The 19,561-nt window shown below is 64.8% G+C and carries 16 protein-coding genes; 6 read left to right on the top strand and 10 right to left on the bottom strand.

The window, feature by feature from the left end:
* Positions 1-166 precede the first annotated feature (166 nt).
* The 6 genes from ASE31_RS01050 to tsaD all read right to left on the bottom strand — a co-directional run bounded on the left by ASE31_RS01050 (position 167) and on the right by tsaD (position 9,696).
* Positions 167-1,816, bottom strand: a complete 1,650-nt coding sequence (locus tag ASE31_RS01050; protein ID WP_082603978.1) for a hypothetical protein — start codon at positions 1,814-1,816, stop codon at positions 167-169.
* A 92-nt stretch (positions 1,817-1,908) separates the two neighbouring features.
* Entirely contained in the window at positions 1,909-3,477 is a 1,569-nt protein-coding gene (locus tag ASE31_RS01045) for a hypothetical protein (protein WP_057199687.1), read from the bottom strand.
* A gap of 113 nt (positions 3,478-3,590) precedes the next feature.
* Positions 3,591-4,736 (bottom strand): bluetail domain-containing putative surface protein, encoded by a 1,146-nt coding sequence (locus ASE31_RS01040; RefSeq protein ID WP_057199686.1) that lies wholly within the window; start codon positions 4,734-4,736, stop codon positions 3,591-3,593.
* A gap of 446 nt (positions 4,737-5,182) precedes the next feature.
* Positions 5,183-6,760 carry a bluetail domain-containing putative surface protein gene (locus ASE31_RS01035; protein WP_057199685.1) on the bottom strand — a complete coding sequence of 526 codons (1,578 nt, stop codon included), beginning with the start codon at positions 6,758-6,760 and terminating at the stop codon, positions 5,183-5,185.
* Positions 6,761-6,781: 21 nt separating this feature from the next.
* Positions 6,782-8,422, bottom strand: coding sequence for a bluetail domain-containing putative surface protein (locus ASE31_RS01030; RefSeq protein WP_057199684.1), 1,641 nt, complete (start codon positions 8,420-8,422; stop codon positions 6,782-6,784).
* A gap of 224 nt (positions 8,423-8,646) precedes the next feature.
* Positions 8,647-9,696 (bottom strand): tRNA (adenosine(37)-N6)-threonylcarbamoyltransferase complex transferase subunit TsaD, encoded by a 1,050-nt coding sequence (gene tsaD, locus ASE31_RS01025; RefSeq protein WP_057199683.1) that lies wholly within the window; start codon positions 9,694-9,696, stop codon positions 8,647-8,649.
* A gap of 78 nt (positions 9,697-9,774) precedes the next feature.
* Here tsaD and ASE31_RS01020 point away from each other — a divergent pair, with 78 nt between their 5' ends.
* Positions 9,775-11,118: a phenylacetate--CoA ligase family protein gene (locus tag ASE31_RS01020; protein WP_057199682.1), complete on the top strand. Its 1,344-nt coding sequence runs from the start codon at positions 9,775-9,777 to the stop codon at positions 11,116-11,118.
* Positions 11,119-11,123: 5 nt separating this feature from the next.
* Here ASE31_RS01020 and ASE31_RS01015 read toward each other — a convergent pair whose 3' ends face one another.
* The 3 genes from ASE31_RS01015 to ASE31_RS01005 form a co-directional block, all read right to left on the bottom strand.
* Complete coding sequence (locus ASE31_RS01015) at positions 11,124-12,257, bottom strand: hypothetical protein (RefSeq protein WP_235514208.1); 1,134 nt, start codon at positions 12,255-12,257, stop codon at positions 11,124-11,126.
* 274 nt (positions 12,258-12,531) lie between these two features.
* The gene (gene cysC / locus ASE31_RS01010) at positions 12,532-13,053 is read right to left on the bottom strand and encodes an adenylyl-sulfate kinase (RefSeq protein WP_235514206.1); all 522 of its coding nucleotides are present in this window, start codon (positions 13,051-13,053) and stop codon (positions 12,532-12,534) included.
* A gap of 107 nt (positions 13,054-13,160) precedes the next feature.
* Positions 13,161-14,321 (bottom strand): branched-chain amino acid ABC transporter substrate-binding protein, encoded by a 1,161-nt coding sequence (locus ASE31_RS01005; protein ID WP_057199680.1) that lies wholly within the window; start codon positions 14,319-14,321, stop codon positions 13,161-13,163.
* A 207-nt stretch (positions 14,322-14,528) separates the two neighbouring features.
* Here ASE31_RS01005 and ASE31_RS01000 point away from each other — a divergent pair, with 207 nt between their 5' ends.
* The 4 genes from ASE31_RS01000 to ASE31_RS00985 all read left to right on the top strand — a co-directional run bounded on the left by ASE31_RS01000 (position 14,529) and on the right by ASE31_RS00985 (position 18,616).
* On the top strand, positions 14,529-15,155 hold the full coding sequence (locus ASE31_RS01000; protein WP_057199679.1) for an ANTAR domain-containing response regulator: 627 nt from the start codon (positions 14,529-14,531) through the stop codon (positions 15,153-15,155).
* A 405-nt stretch (positions 15,156-15,560) separates the two neighbouring features.
* Entirely contained in the window at positions 15,561-16,805 is a 1,245-nt protein-coding gene (locus ASE31_RS00995) for a CmpA/NrtA family ABC transporter substrate-binding protein (protein ID WP_057199678.1), read from the top strand.
* Between the two features lie 54 nt (positions 16,806-16,859).
* Positions 16,860-17,798: a nitrate ABC transporter permease gene (gene ntrB / locus ASE31_RS00990; RefSeq protein WP_057199677.1), complete on the top strand. Its 939-nt coding sequence runs from the start codon at positions 16,860-16,862 to the stop codon at positions 17,796-17,798.
* Entirely contained in the window at positions 17,795-18,616 is an 822-nt protein-coding gene (locus tag ASE31_RS00985; protein ID WP_057199676.1) for an ABC transporter ATP-binding protein, read from the top strand. Before ntrB ends, ASE31_RS00985 begins: the two co-directional genes overlap by 4 nt.
* A 76-nt stretch (positions 18,617-18,692) precedes the next feature.
* Here ASE31_RS00985 and ASE31_RS00980 read toward each other — a convergent pair whose 3' ends face one another.
* Complete coding sequence (locus ASE31_RS00980) at positions 18,693-19,130, bottom strand: CBS domain-containing protein (RefSeq protein WP_057199675.1); 438 nt, start codon at positions 19,128-19,130, stop codon at positions 18,693-18,695.
* A 190-nt stretch (positions 19,131-19,320) separates the two neighbouring features.
* Here ASE31_RS00980 and ASE31_RS32350 point away from each other — a divergent pair.
* Positions 19,321-19,561, top strand: a 241-nt coding sequence (locus tag ASE31_RS32350) for a hypothetical protein (protein WP_235514204.1), incomplete at its 3' end; no start/stop codon positions are given.

The raw sequence follows: 19,561 nt of genomic DNA, 5'->3' as shown, positions 1-19,561 counted from the left end.
TTCTCTTTGGTGACTTTCTCTTGGCGGCCAAGAGAAAGTTACTGCGCCGCCGGGCGCACACCCGGGCCTCCGCTCTCAGCAAAGCACACAGCAACCACCCACACCGACCCCGTGCAAAGACGCAGCGCCCGCAGCTCCGCACTGAGGCCGTTCACATGCGGTTCCATCAAACCACCGTCCACGACGCATCCACCAGCGCAGAAACCCCACTGAGCTTGACCAGGCTGTCATTCGCACCCAGCGTAGCCGCAGCGTCATTGACCAGGATGTAAGTGTCAAGGCCATAGCGGAAGGCAATGGCTTTGTTGGCCCCCGCCGTGCTGGCGGCCAACGCCACGGCGTCCAGCAGCGAGGACGCCGCCGCAATGCTGGCCAATTGCGCAGAGGCAGGGGCTGCCTTGGCCGTCGAGTCAGAACCGAACAGACGGATCACATCGGCCCCGCTTTCGAAATCCGTCACGCGAATGAACGACCGGCCCAGCGCAGCGTCCGAACTGGTGTCCAGATCGCGCGCCGTGGCGCCCGCCAAACCCACGATCGTCAACGTGTCGCTTCCACGGCCCAGGGTGACCTCGTGGGCATTGGCGGCTCCGACGATGACGGTATCGTCACCAGCACCCGCATCAATGGCCACTCTGCCACCGGAAGCCTCGTTGACGTTGATCCGGTCGCCCGCTGTGCCACCGATGATGCCCACCGGCGTGCTTCCCGTGGTGGTGAACGCCAGGTCCAGGGCCCCTGCCAGCCCGGTTGCATTGATGACCTCCACATGGGAGCCGGTCACGGTGGTGGTCAGCGCCTGGTCACCCCAGATCCGTATTTCCTCGGCAGCATCGGCCGTGATCCTGGCGGAGTTGTTGGTGGTGGTTGCCACATTGCCGGCAGAGCTACGGACCAACAGTAGCTCGATGCCCGGCGCGATCACCTCGTCGAGTCCCGTCGCATCGGCCAGCACGATGTTGACTGAGTCCAGAAGGCCGGAGGCGCCCGCGAACTTCACGGTCAGCGGTCCGCCGGACAGGGAGTTCTGCACGCCCACGGTGGTCTTCAGGCTGACGTCTGCAAACGTGGCCGGGCGCGTGGCCCCATCCCCCCACAACATCTTGATGTCGGTTGCATTGGCAGAACTGAATTTAGCGGATTCTCCTGCGGTGATGATGACCGTTTCAATGCTGTTCATCTTGGGGGCCACCACTTCACCGGCACCAAGTACGGCCTTCAGCGTGTCGCCGCGCTCGCTATCGCTGCCGCCGCTGAGAACGTCCGCAGAACCCAGCAAGCCAGGCGCGGGAGCCAGGAAAACATCGTCATACAAGGTGCCTGTCAGAACGTCCACCCCACTGGTCAGCAAGCGCGTGGCCCCCGTCCCCACCTCGAAGTCCGTAATTCCGAAACCATCGACACGATTGGCTGGGTTGCTGGAGTAGGCATGCGAGGCGGTCACCTCATTGTTCCAACGCACCGCGGCAGCCGAATAGATGGCCAAGTCACCGGTGGCATTTTCCAGACCGGACAGTATCTGCCCCAATTGCACCGCGACGACACCAACGTTGTTCTTGCCGATGGCGACTAGGTAGTCCTTCAACGCCACCTGCAGACCTGCATTGGGCAGCAACCCGAGATTCGTCAGCACCATGGTCGACAATGCGTCTTCGGACAGGCTGCCAAAGCTGTACAGCCGCGCCAGCTCGGCGATGCCCTTCGAGGAAAACGCAGCAATCTGGTTGGTGTAGACGTTGTAACTCTGCGTTTGGTTGTACATCGCCCGATGCAGCATGGTGAGGTCTGCATGGATGCCGAAAACTTGTGCGGGCATGGTGGCCTTGGGGTTCAGTGGTGGATGGGTAAACGGGTTCGCCATGCGCGGCAAGCCGTTGTCACGTCAAGCGTCCTCTTTCGACCCGCTCGTCATTCCATGGCCCACGACGCATCGGCCAGCTCCGACACACCGGTCAGCTGGACAAGGCTGTCGTTGGCGTCCAGCGCAGCAGTAGCGCCATTGACCAGGATGTAGATGTCGCCGCCGTAGCGAAAGGCAATGGCCTTGTGAGCACCCGCGGTGGTGGCAGCCAGCGCCGTTGCGCCGAGAAGCGAAGATGCCGTGGAGATGCTGGCCAGTTGCGCATCACCCGGGGCGGCCTTGGCCGTTGACGCCGCACCGGTCAGCCGAAGCACATCGGTACCGCTCGCAAAGCCCCTCACCTCGATGGTCGATGCGGCCAATGTGCTTGCCGTGCCAAGGTCGATGTCCTTGGCCGCTGCACCTGCCAGTCCGGTGATGGCCAGCGTGTCGGGCCCGGCACCCAGCGCGATCTTGTGATGCGCCTGGGCGTTGACCGCGATGGCCACGCCGCCAGTGCCCGCCAGCTTCAGGTCCAGCACCTGGCTGAAGGCGGAGGCGTCGATCACGGACAGTTTGGCGCCGGTCACGGTGGTGGCCAGGGCCTGATCACCCAGGATGACGATCTTTTCCGCCTGGGCAGCGGTGATCCTGGCGGTGTTGACCTTGGTGGTGGCGACCGTGCCGGCCGTACTCCAGACATTCAAGTGCTCGATGTTGGCAACGACGATTTCGTCACGGCCCACGGCATCGGCGAACGAGATGTTGGCCAAATCCATCGGGCCGGAGACTCCGGTGAAATTCACGGTCAGGACACCACCTGTGACGGAGTTCTGGATGCCGACAGTGGTGGCCAATTTCACCTCCGAGAAAGTGGCCGCGCCCTCTGCGGCTTGGACCCATAGCTCCTGCAGGCCAGAGGTGTCCCCGGCACCAAACTCGGCCCCCGCGCCTGCGGTGATGTAGACCTTTTCGACGTTGCGCAGCCCAGGGGCGACCTTGCTTGCAGGTGCAAGGGTTGCGCTGAGGGTATCGAGACCCTCGGCACCATCGATCACATCCGCCGTCGAGAGAACGCCCGCGGTGGTTGCCAAGATCGTGTCCTTGTCGGCTGTTGTCTTGAAACTGGCCTCTGCCGCTGCAGGCGATATCGCATCGTCGCCGGACGTCAGCGAAAGGGTGACGCCCGTGACAGGAACGTTAGGCCCTGCGATGACGCCGTAAGGGTCGATGGAGTATTTGTAGGAATCCACCAGCTCCTTGTTCCATGCCACGGCAGCGGCATTGAATGCTGCCTGGTCACCCGTGGCCTGCTCCATCCCCGAAAGGATCTGCCCGAGCTGCATGGCGACGATGCCCACGCTGGCCTTGCCCACGGAGACCAGGTAGTCCCGCAAAGCAGTCTGCAGGCCGGCATTCGGCAACAAGCCCAGGTTGCCAAGCAGCTTGGTAGACAACTGGTCCTCGGTCAGGCTGGTAAAGCTGGCGCCAAAAGAGAGGGCAAAAGTGTTGATGCCCACCGACGTGGCCCTTGCCACCTGGTTGTTGTATACCGCGTGGGCAGGCGATTGGTCGTTGAAGACCCGGTTCAAGATCGTCGTGACGACATAGGGTTCATCGAGAAAGGTCTGTGCCATCAAGAGCTTCCAAAAAAATCAAACAGGTGAGCAGTACGGGGTGAAGCCCTGCGGTTCAGAATTCAGGCCAGCGCATGGCGGCACCGCGCGGCCAAGGTGCCTTGGGCGCGCCTTCACGCCGAGGTCCAGGAGGCATCGGCCATCGCCGCAACGCCGGTCAACTTGATGAGGCTGTCATTGGCGCCCAATGCGGCCACACTGTCGTTGACCAGGATGTAGGTGTCGGCGCCAAAGCGGAAGGCGATTGCCTTGTTGGCACCCGCAGTGGTAGCGGCCAGGGCTGTTGCGTCCAGCAGCGAAGCCGCTGAAGCAATGCTGGCTAGCTCCTTTGCGCCGGGTAGAGCCTTGGGCGTCGCCACGTAGCTGCTCAGCCGGACCACGTCGGTGCCGCTCACGAATTCGGACACTTCGATGGCCGACGCGTCCAGCGCGGCGGAGGTGCCGAGATCGATGTCCTTGGCCGCGGGGCTCGCCAAGCCGGTGATGGCCAGCGTGTCACCCCCTGCACCCAAAGTGATCTTGCGGGCTGCGAGGGTGTTGATGGCGACGGCGGCACCACTGGTTGTCGAGAGCTTCAGGTCGAGCCCCTGGGTCAGGGCCGATGCGTCGATCACGGACACATGGGAACCCGTGACGGTCGCGGTCAGGGCGCCGTCGCCGGCGATGATGATCTTCTGCGCATCAGGGGCAGTGATCCTGGCATGGTTGGGCTGAAAAGAATTGCCGCCCGTGCTCGTCACTTTCAAGGTTTCAATGGCGGCAACGACGAATTCACTTTGGCCCCTGGAATTGGCAATGGTAATGTTGCCCGTGTCCGATGGTCCAGATGCGCCGGCAAATTTCACCGCCAGAGTGCTGTCGGTGGAGCTGTTTTGAACACCCACGGTTGTGGCCAGATCCACCTCGAAGAAAGTGGCATCACCGGAAGACGGTCCGAGCCAAACTTGCTGCAGCGAGGGGATTCCAGCAACGCCAAACTCTGCTCCCGCTCCCGCCGCAATGACAACCTTCTCGATATTGCGCAGCAAGGGCGCCAGGCTGGTGCCTGCGCCCAGAGTTGCCGTCAGGGTATCCATGCCCGCACCACCATCGATCGCATCGGACACCGAGAGCCAACCTGCGGTCGTCGCCAGGATGGTGTCGTTGAGATCCGTGGTCTTGAATTTGGCCTCGGGTGCCGTGGGCGATAGCAAATCGTCTCCGGATGTCAAAAACAAGGTGACACCAGTGCGCTCGTTGCCGGTGTCGGGGGCTGACATTCCCCCAGTTTGGATCGAGAGAATAGGCGTATGAAGCCACCAGTTCCTTGTTCCACGCCACCGCAGCTGCATTGAACACGGCCAGGTCGCCGGTCGCATGTTCCAGCCCCGAGAGGATCTGCCCCAATTGAAGGGCTACTATGCCCACGTTGGCCTTGCCTACTGACACCAGGTACTCCCCCAAGGAGGCCTGCAGGCCCGGGTTGGGCAACAGCCCCAGGTTGCCCAGCAACAGGGTGGACAACTGGTCGTCCGTCGCGCCTGCATAGAGGGCGCCAAACTCCAGGGCAGTTGTGTTCACCCCCTTCGCAGCGGCAAGCGCCACTTGGTGGTTGAACGACCCATAGTTAGGCGATTTGTCAGTGAGCGCCCGGTTCAGGATCGTCATGACAACGTAGGGCTCATCGAAAAAATTCTGTGCCATCAAAAACTCCGACAGAGACCAATCAGGCCGAGGTCCAGGAGGCATTTGCCAGTGCCATCACACCGGTCAGCTTGACTAGGCTGTCGTTGGCGCCCAGCGCCGCCGTGGCGTCATTGACCAGGATGTAGGTGTCCGCACCAAAGCGAAAGGCGATGGCCTTGTTGGCACCTGCCGTGGTAGCGGCCAGGGCTGTTGCGTCCAGCAGTGACGCCGATGCAGCGATGCTGGCGAGGTCCGTTGTGCCGGGTACCGCCTTCGCCGTTCCCTTGACAGCATCCAGCTGGATCGAGTCGATGCCGCTGGCAAAGCCGGCCACTTCGATGGCCGAAGCCGCCAGTGTGGCCGATGTGCTGAGGTTGAGGTCCTTGGCCTCGGAGCCCGCCAGGCCCATGATTTTCACGGTGTCGGCACCGGCACCCAGGTTGATCTTGTGCGCGGCCTGGGCGTTGAGCGACACGACAACGCCATTCGTGCCGGCGAGCGTCAGCCCCAGGGCCTTGGTCAGTGCGGTTGCATCGACCCCGGCCACCTGGGTGCCGGTCACCGTGGTGGTCAAGGCCTGGTCGCCGAGGATGACGATGCCTTGCGCCTGGGCCGCACTGATCTTGGCCTGGTTGGCCGTGGTTGCGGCCAACGTGCCGGCAGTGCTTCTCACAGTCAGGAACTCGATATTCGCCACGATGATCTCGTCATGGCCCGTGGCATCGGCCAGCACGATATGGGCGGAATCCGCCGGACCTGAAGCGCCGGTGAAGTTCACTGTCAAGGCACCGCCGGCCAGGGAGTTCTGGATGCCTACGACGGCGTCCAGTTGGACACCCGAGAACGTGGCCGGGCCCTCGGCAGCATCGATCCGGAGTTCCTGCAGGCCGGAGGCACTGCGGGCATCAAATGCGGCCCCCGATCCTGCGGTGATGAATATTTTCTCGATGTTGCGCAGCTGTGGAGCCACCGTGCTGCCAGCGGCCAGGGTCGCGATCATCGTGTCGACGCCCGCAGCGCCATCGATCACATCGACGGTTGAAAGGAGCCCTGCGGTGCGCGCAAGGAAGGTGTCGTTGTTGGCAGTGCTCTTGAATTTGGCCTCAGCCGCTGCCGGCGATACCGCATCGTCGCCGGACGTCAGCACAATGGTGACGCCCGTGACAGGCATCTCAGGCTCCCCCCCGGTATAGCCGGTGTTGGCAGGATTGCTGGAGTAATGGTAGGAGTCCACCAGTTCCTTGTTCCAAGCTACCGCTGCCGCATTGAACACGGCCTGGTCGCCCGTGGCATGTTCCAGCCCAGAGAGGATCTTGCCCAATTGCAGGGCGACGATGCCGACATTGGCCTTGCCCACCACTTCGAGGTAGTCCCGCAAGGCAGTCTGCAGGCCTGCATTGGGCAGCACGCCCAGGTTGCCCAGAAGCTTGGTGGACAGGGCATCTTCTGTCATACCGGCAAGGGCCGCTCCGAACGACAACGCGAAAGCCTGAACACCGTTCGCAGCAACCCAGGCCAACTGGTTGTTGTACACCGTGTAGGAAGGCGATTGGTCATTGAACACCCGGTTCAGGATCGTCGTGACGACGTAGGGCTCATCGAGAAAATTCTGTGCCATCAAAAACTCCGTAAAAGACGATCAGGCCGAGGTCCACGAGGCATCGGCCAAGGCAGTCAAGCCAGTCAGCTTGACCAGGCTGTCGTTCTCACCCAGCGCGGCGGCGCCATCGTTCACGAGGATGTAGGTATCTGCTCCATACCGGAAGGCAATGGCCTTGTTGGCGCCCGCCGTGGTGGCGGCCAGGGTTGCAGCGGTCAGCAGCGAGGACGATGCAGTGATGCTGGCCAGCTGTGCGGCGCTGGGGGCGGCCTTGCCCGTGGGCGTTGCGCTGGTCAGCTGGATCATGTCGGTACCGCTCAGGAAGTCGGTCACCTCGATGGCAGAGCGGCCCAGCGCGGCGGCCGTGCCGACCTCCAGGTCACGGGCGGCAACGCCTGCCAGGCCCGCGATGTTCAGCACATCCGCCCCAGCGCCCAGCGCAATCCGGTGGGCATTGCCGGCACCGATGGTGACGGTATCTGCGCCATCGCCCGCCTCGATGACCACCCGGGCCCCCGATGCGTCGTTGATGATGAAAGTGTCTGCCCCCCTGCCTGCGGCGATGCCCACCGAGGTCAGGCCCGTGGTGGCGAAGGTCAGGCCCAGGGCCCCGGTCATGTAGGTGGCGTCGATCACCGCCACATGGGCGCCGTCCACGGCGATGTTCAGGGCCTGGCCGCCGGTCACCACGATCTGCTCGGCCGATGGGGCGGTCAGCCTGGCGCTGTTGGCCGCAGCGCCAGCCACGCTGCCCGCTGAACTGTTGACCTTAATGTTCTCCACACCGCCGGTGATGATGACCTCGTCGGCACCGGAGGCTCCGGCGAAGTCGATGCTGGCGGTGTCCGACGGACCGGAGGCATCCGCATAGCTGACCGTCAACGGCCCCCCGGCCTGGGAGTTCTGGACACCCACCGTGGTGCGCAGGTCCAGGCCGGACAAGCTGGCCGCCCCGGCAGCGGAATCCACCCACACCTCCTGCAAGCCCGTGGACCGGCTGGCGTCGAACTGGGCCGCAGCGCCCGCGGTGATCATCACTTTTTCGATGTACTGCAACGCAGGCGTCACCCGCTCCCCCGCCGCCAGTGCGGCTTTCAGCACGTCCTTGTCGATGCGAGCGCCGTCCTTGATCGAGTCTGCGCTGCCCAGTTGGCCGGGCACCAGGGCCAGGATGGTGTCGTGGTTGCCCGTGGTCTGGAACTGGCGTTGCGTGGCCTCCGGGGACAGGACATCGTTCCCCTCGGTCAGCGACAGGGTGACCCCGGTGCCGGGCATGTACGTCAGATCGGCCCCCCGGTTGGTCGCGGGGTTGCTGGAGTAGAGGTGGGAAGCCGCCAGTTCATTGTTCCAGCGCAACGCGGCAGGTGCGTAGACGGCCAGGTCGCCGGTGGCGTTTTCAAGGCCCGACAGAATCTGGCCGAGTTGCAAGGCCACAATGCCCACGTTGGCCTTGCCGACGGTGGCTAGGTAGTTCGTCAGTTCGGCATGCAACGGGGCGTTGGGCAGCAGGCCCATGCGGGCCAGCAGCATGGTGGACAGCTGGCCCTCGGTCAGGTCCTGGAACTGGGCGTGCGACGCGAATGCGCGGGCCACCGGGTTGGCGCCGGTTGCGTTGATCGTCTGGGCGAAATACTCGTACGTGCTTTGGCTGGGCGACGCGTCGTAGAAAACCCGGAACAACGCCGAAGCCTCTGCATACGATCCAGAAATTTGTGCCGGCATCGGACCCTCCCGCGCGGTGGTGATTGATGCGGCAAGCGTAAGCCGCAGCCGTTCACCAGGGTGTGCCCGCCGTCACAATGAAACTTTTCGACACCAAAGGCCGGGCCCGCTGCTGGGGCAGCACAGACCACGCGGAACGCACGAACAGAGCGCCGCCCACGGGGGCACGCCGGGGCCAGCGGTCAGGCCGCAGACGTGATCGAATCCAGCGGCCAGCGCGGCTTCACGTCAAAGGCGTACTCGGTGCTGGCCTGCTGCTGGCCGGCCTGCAGGCGCATGGCGGCAGCCATGGCGATCATGGCGCCGTTGTCGGTGCACAGGTGCAGCTCGGGGTAGTGCACGCGCACCTTGGTCCTGGCGCAGGCCTCGTTGAGCTGCTGGCGCAGGTGGCGGTTGGCGCCCACGCCACCCGCCACCACCACGCGCTGCAGGCCGGTCTGCTTGAGGGCGGTGAGGGTCTTTTTCACCAGCACGTCGACGATGGCCGCCTCGGTGCTGGCGGCCAGGTCGGCCTTGCGCGGCTCCAGTTCGTCGCCGAGCTTCTTGGCCTGGGTGAGCACGGCGGTCTTGAGGCCCGCGAATGAGAAATCCAGGTCGCCACTGTGCAGCAGCGGGCGCGGCAGCTTGAAGGCCGTGGGGCTGCCCTGCTCCGCCAGCCTGGACAAGGCCGGGCCACCCGGGTAACCCAGGCCCATGAGCTTGGCCGACTTGTCGAATGCTTCGCCAGCGGCGTCGTCGATGGTCTCGCCCAGCATTTCGTAGCGGCCCACGCCATCCACGCGCATGAGCTGCGTGTGGCCGCCGGACACCAGCAGCGCGACGAAGGGGAACTCGGGTGGATCGGCGCTCAAAAAGGGCGAGAGCAGGTGCCCCTCCAGGTGGTGCACGCCCAGCACGGGCTTGCCCAAAGCGGCGCCCAGGGCACATGCCACACCGGCACCCACCAGCAGCGCACCGGCCAGGCCCGGGCCACGGGTGTAGGCCACCACGTCCACGTCGGCCAGGCTCTTGCCGGACTCGGCCAGCACCTGGCTGGCCAGGGGCAGCACGCGGCGGATGTGGTCGCGGCTGGCCAGCTCGGGCACCACGCCGCCATAGGCCTGGTGCATTTCGATCTGGCTGTGCAGCGCGTGGGAAAGCAGTGCGGGCACCTGGCCCTCCACGCGCGTTTCCACCAGGGCCACGCCGGTTTCATCGCAGGAAGACTCAATGCCCAATATCAACAACGTCATGGCCCCGAGTGTAGAGCGCCGGCCATGGTGGCAAGGCGCCACAATCGGACAACCCCACGCATTGCAAGCCTCACCCCCATGGCCGACGTCCTCCACTTCCATTCCCCCCAGGCAGCGCAGATGCTGCTCCTGGCCCAGCAGGTGCGGGCCTGGGAGCGCGTGGCATCTGCGGAGTACCAGGCCCTGCAGCAGCGCCAGCTGCACACGCTGATGCGCCATGCCCACCAGCACTCCCCCTTCTGGCGACAGCGCCTGGAGGCGGCCGGGTGGCCCGCTGAGGCCTCACCCGGCGCAGTGCTGGCACGCCTGCCGCTGCTCACCCGCGCCGATCTGCAGACGCACTTTGCCCAGTCACGCGCGCGCTGGCCCGGCCTGGAGGAGGCGGGCGTCGCCACATCGACCACCTCGGGCTCCACCGGCGAGCCCGTGCGTGTGGAAAAGGCCAGCGCCATGTATTCGCCCCTGTATGCCGCCATCTCCTGGATGGAGGCCCAATGGCACCAGCGCGATGCGGCGCGCAAGATTGCCGTGCTGGGCGCCGGCCTCACCGACGGCACGCGCGACAGCTGGGGCGACATGTACGCCGCACTGGGCCTGCGCGGCCCCTGCGTGGTGCGCAACATCACCCAGCATGGCATGGAGTCGCACCTGGACTGGCTGCTCGCGCACCGGCCCGACTACCTCAAGTGCAGCCCGATGGCTGCGGCCGAGCTGGCGCGGCTGGCGCTGGCGAGGGGCGTGCACTTGCCCATCCGGCAGGTGATCTCGCAATCCGAACGGGTCACGCCCGGCCAGCGGGCGCTGTGCCTGCAGGCTTTTGGCGCGAGGATCATCGACCGCTATTCGTGCGAGGAGACCGGCTGGATCGCGCTGCAGTGCCCGGTGCACGACCACCTGCACCTGCTGGGCGCAACGACCCTCATGGAGATCGTGGATGGAGAGGGCAAGCCCTGCCCCGTGGGCGTACCAGGCCGCGTACTCGTGACCAGCCTGCACAGCTTTGCCATGCCCATCCTGCGCTACGAGCTGGGCGACATCGCCGAGTGGGGTGCGCCGTGCAGCTGCGGCATGGTGCTGCCCGTGATCGCGCGCTTGGGGGGTCGCACCCGGCACCAGGTACAGACCGACAAGGGCTTGATGCCCATGCCCTTTCTGGGCGACGAGCTGGGCCACATCGAGCCCATACGCGCCTTCCGCATGCGCCAGTACGTGGACGGCACGCTGCAGCTGCAGATCGAGGCGCCCCGTGCGCTCACGGCAGACGAGCAGGCCGCCGTGCGTGCGGTGTTCGCCGCCAATGGACTGGCCGACCTGCCCTTGCACGTGGAGCACCTGGCCCGCATCGACTGGCCGCCGGGGCGCAAGCGCGAGGAGTTCGAGCGCGTGGACCGCGCCTTCGAACCACCCCCCTCAACCCGTTGAAAGGCTTATTGCGGCCAGATCTTGCCCTTGCTCACGAACGCGCCCGTGCTGGTCTTGTAGCCGAAATGGACCTCGGCATTGACCGCGCGCATTTCCGCCTCCGTGAAGTCCAGCGAGGGCGTGAACCGGAGCGTGGCGGCGTTCGCCACCTGGCTTGCGAAGGCAACGGCCTCCGCATCGGCCGGCACCTGGCTGGCCCAGGTGCCGTCGCCCTTGCGGAAGAACCACAGGTCGGACAGGAAGCTTTGGCCATTGGCGGGGATGCGTGCAGCCACCCAGGCGCTGATCTTGGGGTTGGCCGCCACATCTGCCGCCGTTTGCGCCAGGGTGATGCCCAGTTGCAGGGGCTGGCCGTCAGTGGACAGCACCGCCGTTGCAAGCGTTGCGACAGAGGCCGACGCAGTGGTCGTGGTTGCCGCAGTTGTCTGCTGGTCGGTGGTGCTGACGGTGCCGGTGGCGGGGCTGGGCGCATCGACCGGGTCGGGGTAGGTCGAGGTGGTCCAGACAATCGCCGCGTTACCAGCCGCGTACTTTGCCAAGTCCACGTCGATCGCGCCCTGGATGTCGTACAGCGGGGTGCCGCTCAGCTGGCGCACATACAGCCAGTTGCCCTGGCTGGTGCTGCCCTTGCTGGCATCGAGCTGCCCGCCCACGAAGCGCACCGTGCCACCGCCATCGTGCACCACCAGGTGGTCGGCGGCAGGCTCGTTGACCAGCCGCGAGAACGTGGAGTCGATCTGTTCGGTGCTCTTGACGGCTTGGTACTCCGCTGTACCCAGGGCCGCTTCACGGACTGGCGCCGAGCCGTAACGCAGGGCGAAGGCGGACTCGGTGGCCTGCGGCGCATAGCCCGAGAACATGAACGAGCGGCTGCCCGCAGGGATGTAGATCTTGAATTCCTTGTACTGCAGCTGGTAACCCGTGAACTCGGGCAAGGCCAGCGATCCGCCGCCCGGGAAGGCGCAGCCCCCGGTGGAGTAACCAATGGCGCAGCCCGTGACGCCTTCAGGCGCGTACTGCTGCTTGAAGCCGATCTTGGTATTGAAGGTGTAGTCGTAGCTGCCGGCGGCAGGGGGCAGCGCGATGCGCAGCGGCGACTGGTGAAGCGAAACGAAATTGGCAGCGTGAGCCAGAGACACCACCGCAGAAAGACACAAGACAACCAGAAACCGCATCGACACCACTCCAGGCAAAACCAGACAGCCAGCAAAAAGCGCCCAGCGGGCGCCCACCCATTCAGTTATAAACAATAACCTTCAACCACTACGCCCTGTAGGACATGCCGCACACCAAGACGCGGCCCTGTCCCGCCATACGGGCGTGGCGAGGCTCAGAGGGGCAATCGGCAGGGAAGTTCCTGTAAAGATTCGTGCAACACCTGCCGACCGCCTGGGCTGGGATACGCGGCCTGGGTCAGGCTCGCGCAGTGCGCGCCGCCAGCAATTGCTGCACCATAGCGGCCACCGCCGTGGTCTGGGTGTCGTATTGCGACTCGGGGGCGAGCGGCGCCTCATAGGCACCATCCAGGCCGGTCAGGCCGGTGATCAGCCCCGCCCTGGCGCGCGCATACAGGCCCTTGGGATCGCGCCGGGCGCACTCATCCACCGAAGTGCTCAGGTGAATTTCATGGAACTCACCGGGAGCAAACAGGGCGCGCACCCGCTGGCGGTCGGTCTCGAAGGGGGAAACAAAGGCGCACACCACGGTCATGCCGTTGTGGGCCATCAGCCGCGCCACCTCGCCTGCGCGCCGGATGTTCTCGGCCCGGTCGGCGGCAGACAGCCCCAGGTCGGAGCACAGGCCCTTGCGCAGCTCGTCGCCATCGAGCACGCAGGCCCGGCCGCCGGCCTGGTTGATGGCCTGGGCCAGCGCGGTGGCCAGGGTGGTCTTGCCTGCGGCGGGCAGGCCGGTGATCCAGTAGACGAGGGGGTTCAAACAGGGCTCCGGGCTGGGTAGGTCGGGAAATGATCCACCTCCTACTATGCCAGCCACGGCTCCGTCCAGCACCCAAAAAAGAGCAGGCGTCTCCCTGGCCTTCGTTCTTACCAGCGGTCCGAGCGCATGCGCAGTTCCCACCCGCCGCCGCGCAGCTCGTACACGCCCACAGCGCCGTAGCGCTGCTCGCCCTTGTCGTCCCAGGTCATGGTGCCGATGACCGGTGCGTAGCCGTTGATGCTGTGCATGGCCTTGGTGATGTCCTTGGGGGCGGCGGACTTGGCTTTCTGGATCGCGGCGGACAGCACGTAGGTGCTGTCGTAGCTGTAGTGGCCGCCATAGGCCGGTGCCTTCTTGAACTCGGCCACGTACTTTTCGAGGAAGGGTTTGCCGGTGGTGAACTCCTTGGCCTCCAGCACGGGCGAGGTGGCGTAGATGCCTTCCACGATGCCGGCGCCCTTGGCCATGTCGGTGGTCTTGATGGTGTCGCCGCCCAGGAGGCGCACCTTGGTGTGGTCGACCTTCTTGAGCGCCTCCAGCAGGGCAATGGCCTGGAAGTCATTCAGGGTGGAGACGATCACCTCGACCTTGGCCGCCTTGAGTTCGCCGGCCAGGGCGTCGAAGGCCGTGGTCTTGTCGTCGAAGGACTTGCGCACCACGACTTCCTTCTTCTCGGCCTTGAGCTGCTCGGCAGCGCCGTCGGCCAGGCCCTTGCCGTAGGGGGTGCCGTCGTCCAGCGCTGCATAGCGGCTGGCGCCCAGCTGCGTGGCGGCGAACGAGCCGATGGCGCGCGCCTGCAGGGTGTCGTTGGCCACCATGCGGAAGGTGGTGGGAAAGCCCAGCTGCGTGAACTTGGGGTTGGTGGAGATGGCGATCTGCGGGATGTCCTTGGCCGCGTAGATGGGCGCGGTCTCGATGCTCACGCCCGAATTCAGGTGGCCGATGACTGCCACCACACCGGCATCCACCAGTTGCTGGGCCACGGTCTTGCCGGTGGCGGCGTCGGCCTTGTCGTCCACGGACACCACCTCCAGCGTCACGCGCTTGCCGTCCACGGTGTAGCCGCCCTTGTTGAGCTCGGCAACGGCCAGGTTCACCCCGTTGAGCAAGTCCTGCCCCAGGGCGGCCAGGGGCCCGCTCAGGGGCTGGGCGACCCCGATCTTGATGGTGTCGGGCACTTTGCCGCAGCCCGCCAACAAGGCGGTGGTGGCCACGGCGGTGAGGGCCAGGCTGGCCGAAAATCGGCGCCGGTCGATGGGCTGGTTCATGCAGGAAACTCCATATCTGTATGTCAATGTGACCGGATGTATATGCGACGCCGCCAAGAGGCGCTATCGGGTATGCCCTCCCAATACACACTCTATTAGCAAGTTTCAGGCCCTGAAAGGGGCACAGCCGCGCAAGCAAGGGTAGACACCCTCCGCGCACCAGCCCGGCGCACCAATTTGTGGCGTAAATCTTGCTATGCTGAAGGCATGAATGAGGCCTTGCGCATAGTGGTGGTTGCCCCCGATCTGGCGGTCGCCGACCCCGACGACGAGCATGCCCTGCTGCAGGCAGAGCGCTCGCGGGCGCTGCGCATCGGCCTGCTGGAAAACAACTTCAACCTGGTGGCCACGCTGCCGGCCGACGTGTTTTTGAGCGAACGCCTGGCGCAATTGCAGCCGGACCTCATCATCGTGGACGCCGAGAGCGAGGCGCGCGATGCGCTGGAGCATGTGGTGATGGCCACGCGCGACGAGCGCCGCCCCATCGTCATGTTCACCAATGACGAGGACACCTCGCACGTGAAGGCGGCCGTGGCCGCCGGCGTCTCGGCCTACATCGTGGCGGGCCTGGCGCCCCAGCGCATCCGCCCCATCCTGGATGTGGCAATGGCACGCTTTCAGCACGAGCAGGCATTGCGCGCCGAACTGGCCGACGCCAAGACCGAGCTCAAGGACCGCAAGACCATCGACCGCGCCAAGGGCCTGCTGATGGAGCGCCAGGGCCTGAGCGAGCAGGCCGCCTATGAAAAGCTGCGCAAGACGGCCATGGACAAGGGCCTCAAGCTGGCCGACGTGGCCCAGCGCATGCTCGACGTAGCCGATCTGCTGGGCTGATCGCCTGCGGCGCATCCTGCGCCGACGCCCCGCCGCGCAGCACGCCACCTATTTTCGGAGCCGGAATGGTGCACCGCACAAGATGCGTGCAGCCTGCACCACTGCCACCGGCCTGCCATCTTGTGGTGCAAGCTTGCAAAGCCCCTCTACCGCATTCACCAGCATGCTATTGAATGAATAGCAGGTTGGTGCACAGGAAAGCTGGCACAGGGCTTGCATGAACTGATCAAGACCAACGACGGTCTTCGATGAGAGGCTCCTACCCAATGGCGGGCAGGTACCTCTCGCCACCGGACACAGGCGTCCCACCCGCGCTCGGCGCTGCGTGACTTTCTTTGTGAAGTTGCAGCAGCCCGAGCGCCGGGGGGACGCCTTTTTTGTTTTTCACGCCACCAGGGGAGCCCCATGACCGATCTGCTCAAAACCAGTCTCAACCGCCGCACCGTGCTGCAGGCAGCCACCGTGGGCGCCGTGGGCGTGAGCCCAGCCCTGCGCGCTCTTGTTCACGCACAGGGCTCCGATGCGCCCGAGAAGAAGGAAGTGAAGATCGGCTTCATCCCGCTGACCGACTGCGCCAGCGTGGTGATGGCCTCGGTGCTGGGCTTCGACAAGAAGTACGGCGTGACCATCATCCCCACCAAGGAAGCCAGCTGGGCCGGCGTGCGCGACAAGCTGGTCAACGGTGAACTCGACTTCGCTCACGTGCTGTATGGCCTGGTCTACGGCGTGCACCTGGGCACGGCCGGCCCCAAGAAGGACATGGCCGTGCTGATGAGCCTGAACAACAACGGGCAGGCCATCTCGCTGTCCAAGGCGATTGCGGACAAGGGCGCCGTGGACGGCCCCTCCCTGGCCAAGCTCATGGAAAAGGAAAAGCGCGAGTACACCTTTGCCGGCACCTTCCCCACGGGTACGCACGCGATGTGGATGCACTACTGGCTGGCCGCCGCAGGCATCAACCCGCTGTCGGGCGCCAAGCTGATCACCGTGCCGCCACCGCAGATGGTGGCCAACATGCGCGTGGGCAACATGGACGGCTTCTGCGTGGGCGAACCCTGGAACCACCGCGCCATCATGGATGGCATTGGCATCACGGCGAACACCACACAGGACATCTGGAAGGACCACCCCGAGAAGGTGCTCGGTACCACCGCCGAGTTCGTGAAGAAGAACCCCAACACCACGCGCGCCGTGATGATGGCGATTCTGGAAGCCAGCCAGTGGATCGACGCCAGCCTGTCCAACAAGATGAAGATGGCCGAGACCGTGGCCCAGAAGGCCTACATCAACACCAGCGTGGACGCGATCAACCAGCGCATCCTGGGCCGCTACCAGAACGGCATGGGCAAGACCTGGGACGATCCCAACCACATGAAGTTCTTCAACGATGGTGCGGTGAACTTCCCCTACCTGTCCGACGGCATGTGGTTCCTGACCCAGCACAAGCGCTGGGGCCTGCTCAAGAGCCACCCCGACTACCTGGCCGTGGCCAAACAGATCAACCAGGTGGATCTGTACAAATCGGTGGCCAGCGCCATGAAGATCAATGTGCCCAAGGACGCCATGCGGACCAGCAAGCTCATGGACGGTGTCGTCTGGGACGGCAAGGACCCCGCCAAGTACGCCGACGGCTTCAAGATCAAGGCCTGAGGCCGCAGAGCCACCCAAACCGCCCCCCATTGCCACCTGCACAGGAGATCCACCATGGTCAGTGCCGTCTTCCACTCCCCTCCCGCCGCTTTGCCGGCCGATACCCCCGCTGCGGCCCCTGCGCGCATTGCGGCCAGCCACAACGAGGCCCGCAAGGAAGCGGATGCCAGGCCCCTTCCTGCCCAGCGCGCGCCCCGCGACTGGGCGGCACTTTCACGCGCCTTCTGGATGGCCGTGCTGCCACCGCTGTGCGGCCTGGGCCTGCTGATCGGCGTGTGGGCCGTGGTATCTACCACCACCGGCAAGAGCATCCCCGGCCCGCTGGAAACCTGGGCGCAGGCCCTGGAGATCTTCAGCAACCCCTTCTACCGCAATGGCCCCAATGACCAGGGCGTGGGCTGGAACGTGCTGATGTCGCTGGAGCGCGTGGCGGTGGGCTTCGGCCTGGCGGCAATTGTCGGCATCCCCGCGGGCTTCGTGATCGGGCGCTTCAACTTCCTGTCGCGCATGTTCAACCCGCTGATCAGCCTGCTGCGCCCGGTGTCGCCGCTGGCCTGGCTGCCCATCGGCCTGCTGGTGTTCAAGGGCGCCAACCCCGCCGCCATCTGGACCATCTTCATCTGCTCCATCTGGCCCATGATCATCAACACCGCCGTGGGCGTGCAGCGCGTACCGCAGGACTACATGAACGTAGCCCGCGTGCTCAACCTCTCGGAGTGGAAGATCGCCACCAAGATCCTGTTCCCCGCCGTGCTGCCCTACATGCTGACCGGCGTGCGCCTGGCCGTGGGTACGGCCTGGCTGGTGATCGTGGCCGCCGAGATGCTGACCGGCGGCGTGGGCATCGGCTTCTGGGTGTGGGACGAGTGGAACAACCTGAACGTCAAGAACATCATCATCGCGATCTTCGTGATCGGCATCGTGGGGCTGGCGCTGGAGTTCGCGCTCATCAAGCTGGCCACCGCATTCACATTCGAAGAGGTGAAGGCATGACTACCGCTACCGCATCGCAATCGGCCAAGTTCATCCAGGTGCAAGGGGTCGAGCAGACCTTCAAGACCGCCAAGGGCCTGTTCCCCGCGCTCAAGGGGATCGACCTGACCATCGCCAAGGGCGAGTTCGTGGCGCTGATCGGCCACTCGGGCTGCGGCAAGTCCACGCTCCTGAACCTGATCGCCGGCCTGACCACGCCCACGGCCGGCGTCCTGCTGTGCGCCAACAAGGAGATCAAGGGCCCCGGCCCCGAGCGCGCCGTGGTGTTCCAGAACCATTCGCTGCTGCCCTGGCTGACCTGCTTCGACAACGTCTACCTGGCGGTGGAGCGCGTATTCAGCGGCCGCGAAAACAAGGCCGAACTCAAGGCGCGCACCGATGCGGCGCTGGCCCTGGTGGGCCTCACGCACGCCGGCCAGAAGCGCCCCGGCGAGATCTCCGGCGGCATGAAGCAGCGCGTGGGCATCGCCCGCGCCTTGTCGATGGAACCCCAGGTGCTGCTGATGGACGAGCCCTTCGGCGCCCTGGATGCCCTGACCCGCGCCAAACTGCAGGACGAACTGCTGGAGATCGTGGCGCGCACGCAAAGCACCGTGGTGATGGTCACGCACGACGTGGACGAAGCCGTGCTGCTGTCCGACAAGATCGTGATGATGACCAATGGCCCGGCCGCCACCATCGGCGAGGTGCTGCAGGTCGACCTGGCCCGCCCGCGCAAGCGCGTGGAACTGGCCGAAGACCCGCAGTACGTGCACTACCGCAAGGCGGTGATCGATTTCCTCTACACGCGCCAGGGGCACGTCGAGAAAGCGGCTTGAAGGCCTTGCACCGGCTCGCCGGTGCGGCACCTGCGCAAAGGCGTTGGACCTGTGTGGCCAACGCCTTTTTTCATGCTCAGTGCGCGCCGGAGATGTACTGCTCCAACTGCTCGATGATGAATTTCTGCTCCGAGATGATGTCCTTGACCAGGTCACCGATGGAGATCATGCCCACGAGCTTGCCGCCGTCCACCACGGGCAGGTGGCGCAGGCGTCCGGTGCTCATGATCTGCATGCACTGCTCGCTGGTCTGGTCGGGCCGCACGAAGCGCACGGCGCTGGTCATCACGTCGCGCGCCAGCGTGGCGGCAGAGGTGCGGCCCAGGAGCGCGATCTTTCGCGCGTAGTCGCGCTCGGTGAAGATGCCCACGATGGCGTCCCCTTCGGTGACCACCAGGGCGCCGATGCCCTTGTCGGCCATGAGCTGCAGGGCAGAGAGCACGGAATCGGTGGGCCGGATGGTGTGCACGGTGGAGTCAGGCTTGGACTGGAGAATCTTGGCTACGACGGTCATGGAAACCTCCCTCTGAAAGACGTGGAACGGGGCACAGGCTCATTTCAGCCCATCTGCTCCACGAGCGCAAGCCGAAGCACTCCACGCCGATGTTTCTGCGCTGTTGCACTGCGCTGCGGTCGAAACAAACCGAAAAGAAACGAAACCGCGTCGAGACCCCCGGTACGGGTTAACCCGGCACGATACACCCATGTTCAACGCGCTGGCTCTCTCGGGAACAAGCAAGCTGAGCACCGCAGGAACTCTGTGGATTGTTTCTGATACCGGAACAGTTAGTTTGCGACTCAGTGGTTTTTCTCTGAACACCGCAGGCGTACAGTTCAACCCATCGATGAGCCGAACCCGCAAGGCGACTCACCGAACCCGGTTCAGCAGCTTCATTTGTTTCGCAGCCGTTCCGGTTTTTTTGAGACGCTTTTACCTTCAAGGAC

Source organism: Acidovorax sp. Root217, assembly GCF_001428645.1.
Taxonomy (GTDB): domain Bacteria; phylum Pseudomonadota; class Gammaproteobacteria; order Burkholderiales; family Burkholderiaceae_C; genus Acidovorax.
The sequence above is the reverse complement of the archived record's forward strand: the minus strand, read 5'-3'. Positions and strand labels throughout refer to the sequence as shown.

Excerpts from the sequence above, each read along its gene's own strand:
- ASE31_RS01050 (WP_082603978.1), bottom strand. The coding sequence starts at position 1,816 with ATGCCCGCACAAGTTTTCGGCATCCATGCAGACCTCACCATGCTGCAT.
- ASE31_RS01045 (WP_057199687.1), bottom strand. The coding sequence starts at position 3,477 with ATGGCACAGACCTTTCTCGATGAACCCTATGTCGTCACGACGATCTTG.
- ASE31_RS01040 (WP_057199686.1), bottom strand. The coding sequence starts at position 4,736 with ATGTCAGCCCCCGACACCGGCAACGAGCGCACTGGTGTCACCTTGTTT.
- ASE31_RS01035 (WP_057199685.1), bottom strand. The coding sequence starts at position 6,760 with ATGGCACAGAATTTTCTCGATGAGCCCTACGTCGTCACGACGATCCTG.
- tsaD (WP_057199683.1), bottom strand. The coding sequence starts at position 9,696 with ATGACGTTGTTGATATTGGGCATTGAGTCTTCCTGCGATGAAACCGGC.
- ASE31_RS01020 (WP_057199682.1), top strand. The coding sequence starts at position 9,775 with ATGGCCGACGTCCTCCACTTCCATTCCCCCCAGGCAGCGCAGATGCTG.
- ASE31_RS01005 (WP_057199680.1), bottom strand. The coding sequence starts at position 14,321 with ATGAACCAGCCCATCGACCGGCGCCGATTTTCGGCCAGCCTGGCCCTC.
- ASE31_RS01000 (WP_057199679.1), top strand. The coding sequence starts at position 14,529 with ATGAATGAGGCCTTGCGCATAGTGGTGGTTGCCCCCGATCTGGCGGTC.
- ASE31_RS00995 (WP_057199678.1), top strand. The coding sequence starts at position 15,561 with ATGACCGATCTGCTCAAAACCAGTCTCAACCGCCGCACCGTGCTGCAG.
- ntrB (WP_057199677.1), top strand. The coding sequence starts at position 16,860 with ATGGTCAGTGCCGTCTTCCACTCCCCTCCCGCCGCTTTGCCGGCCGAT.
- ASE31_RS00985 (WP_057199676.1), top strand. The coding sequence starts at position 17,795 with ATGACTACCGCTACCGCATCGCAATCGGCCAAGTTCATCCAGGTGCAA.
- ASE31_RS00980 (WP_057199675.1), bottom strand. The coding sequence starts at position 19,130 with ATGACCGTCGTAGCCAAGATTCTCCAGTCCAAGCCTGACTCCACCGTG.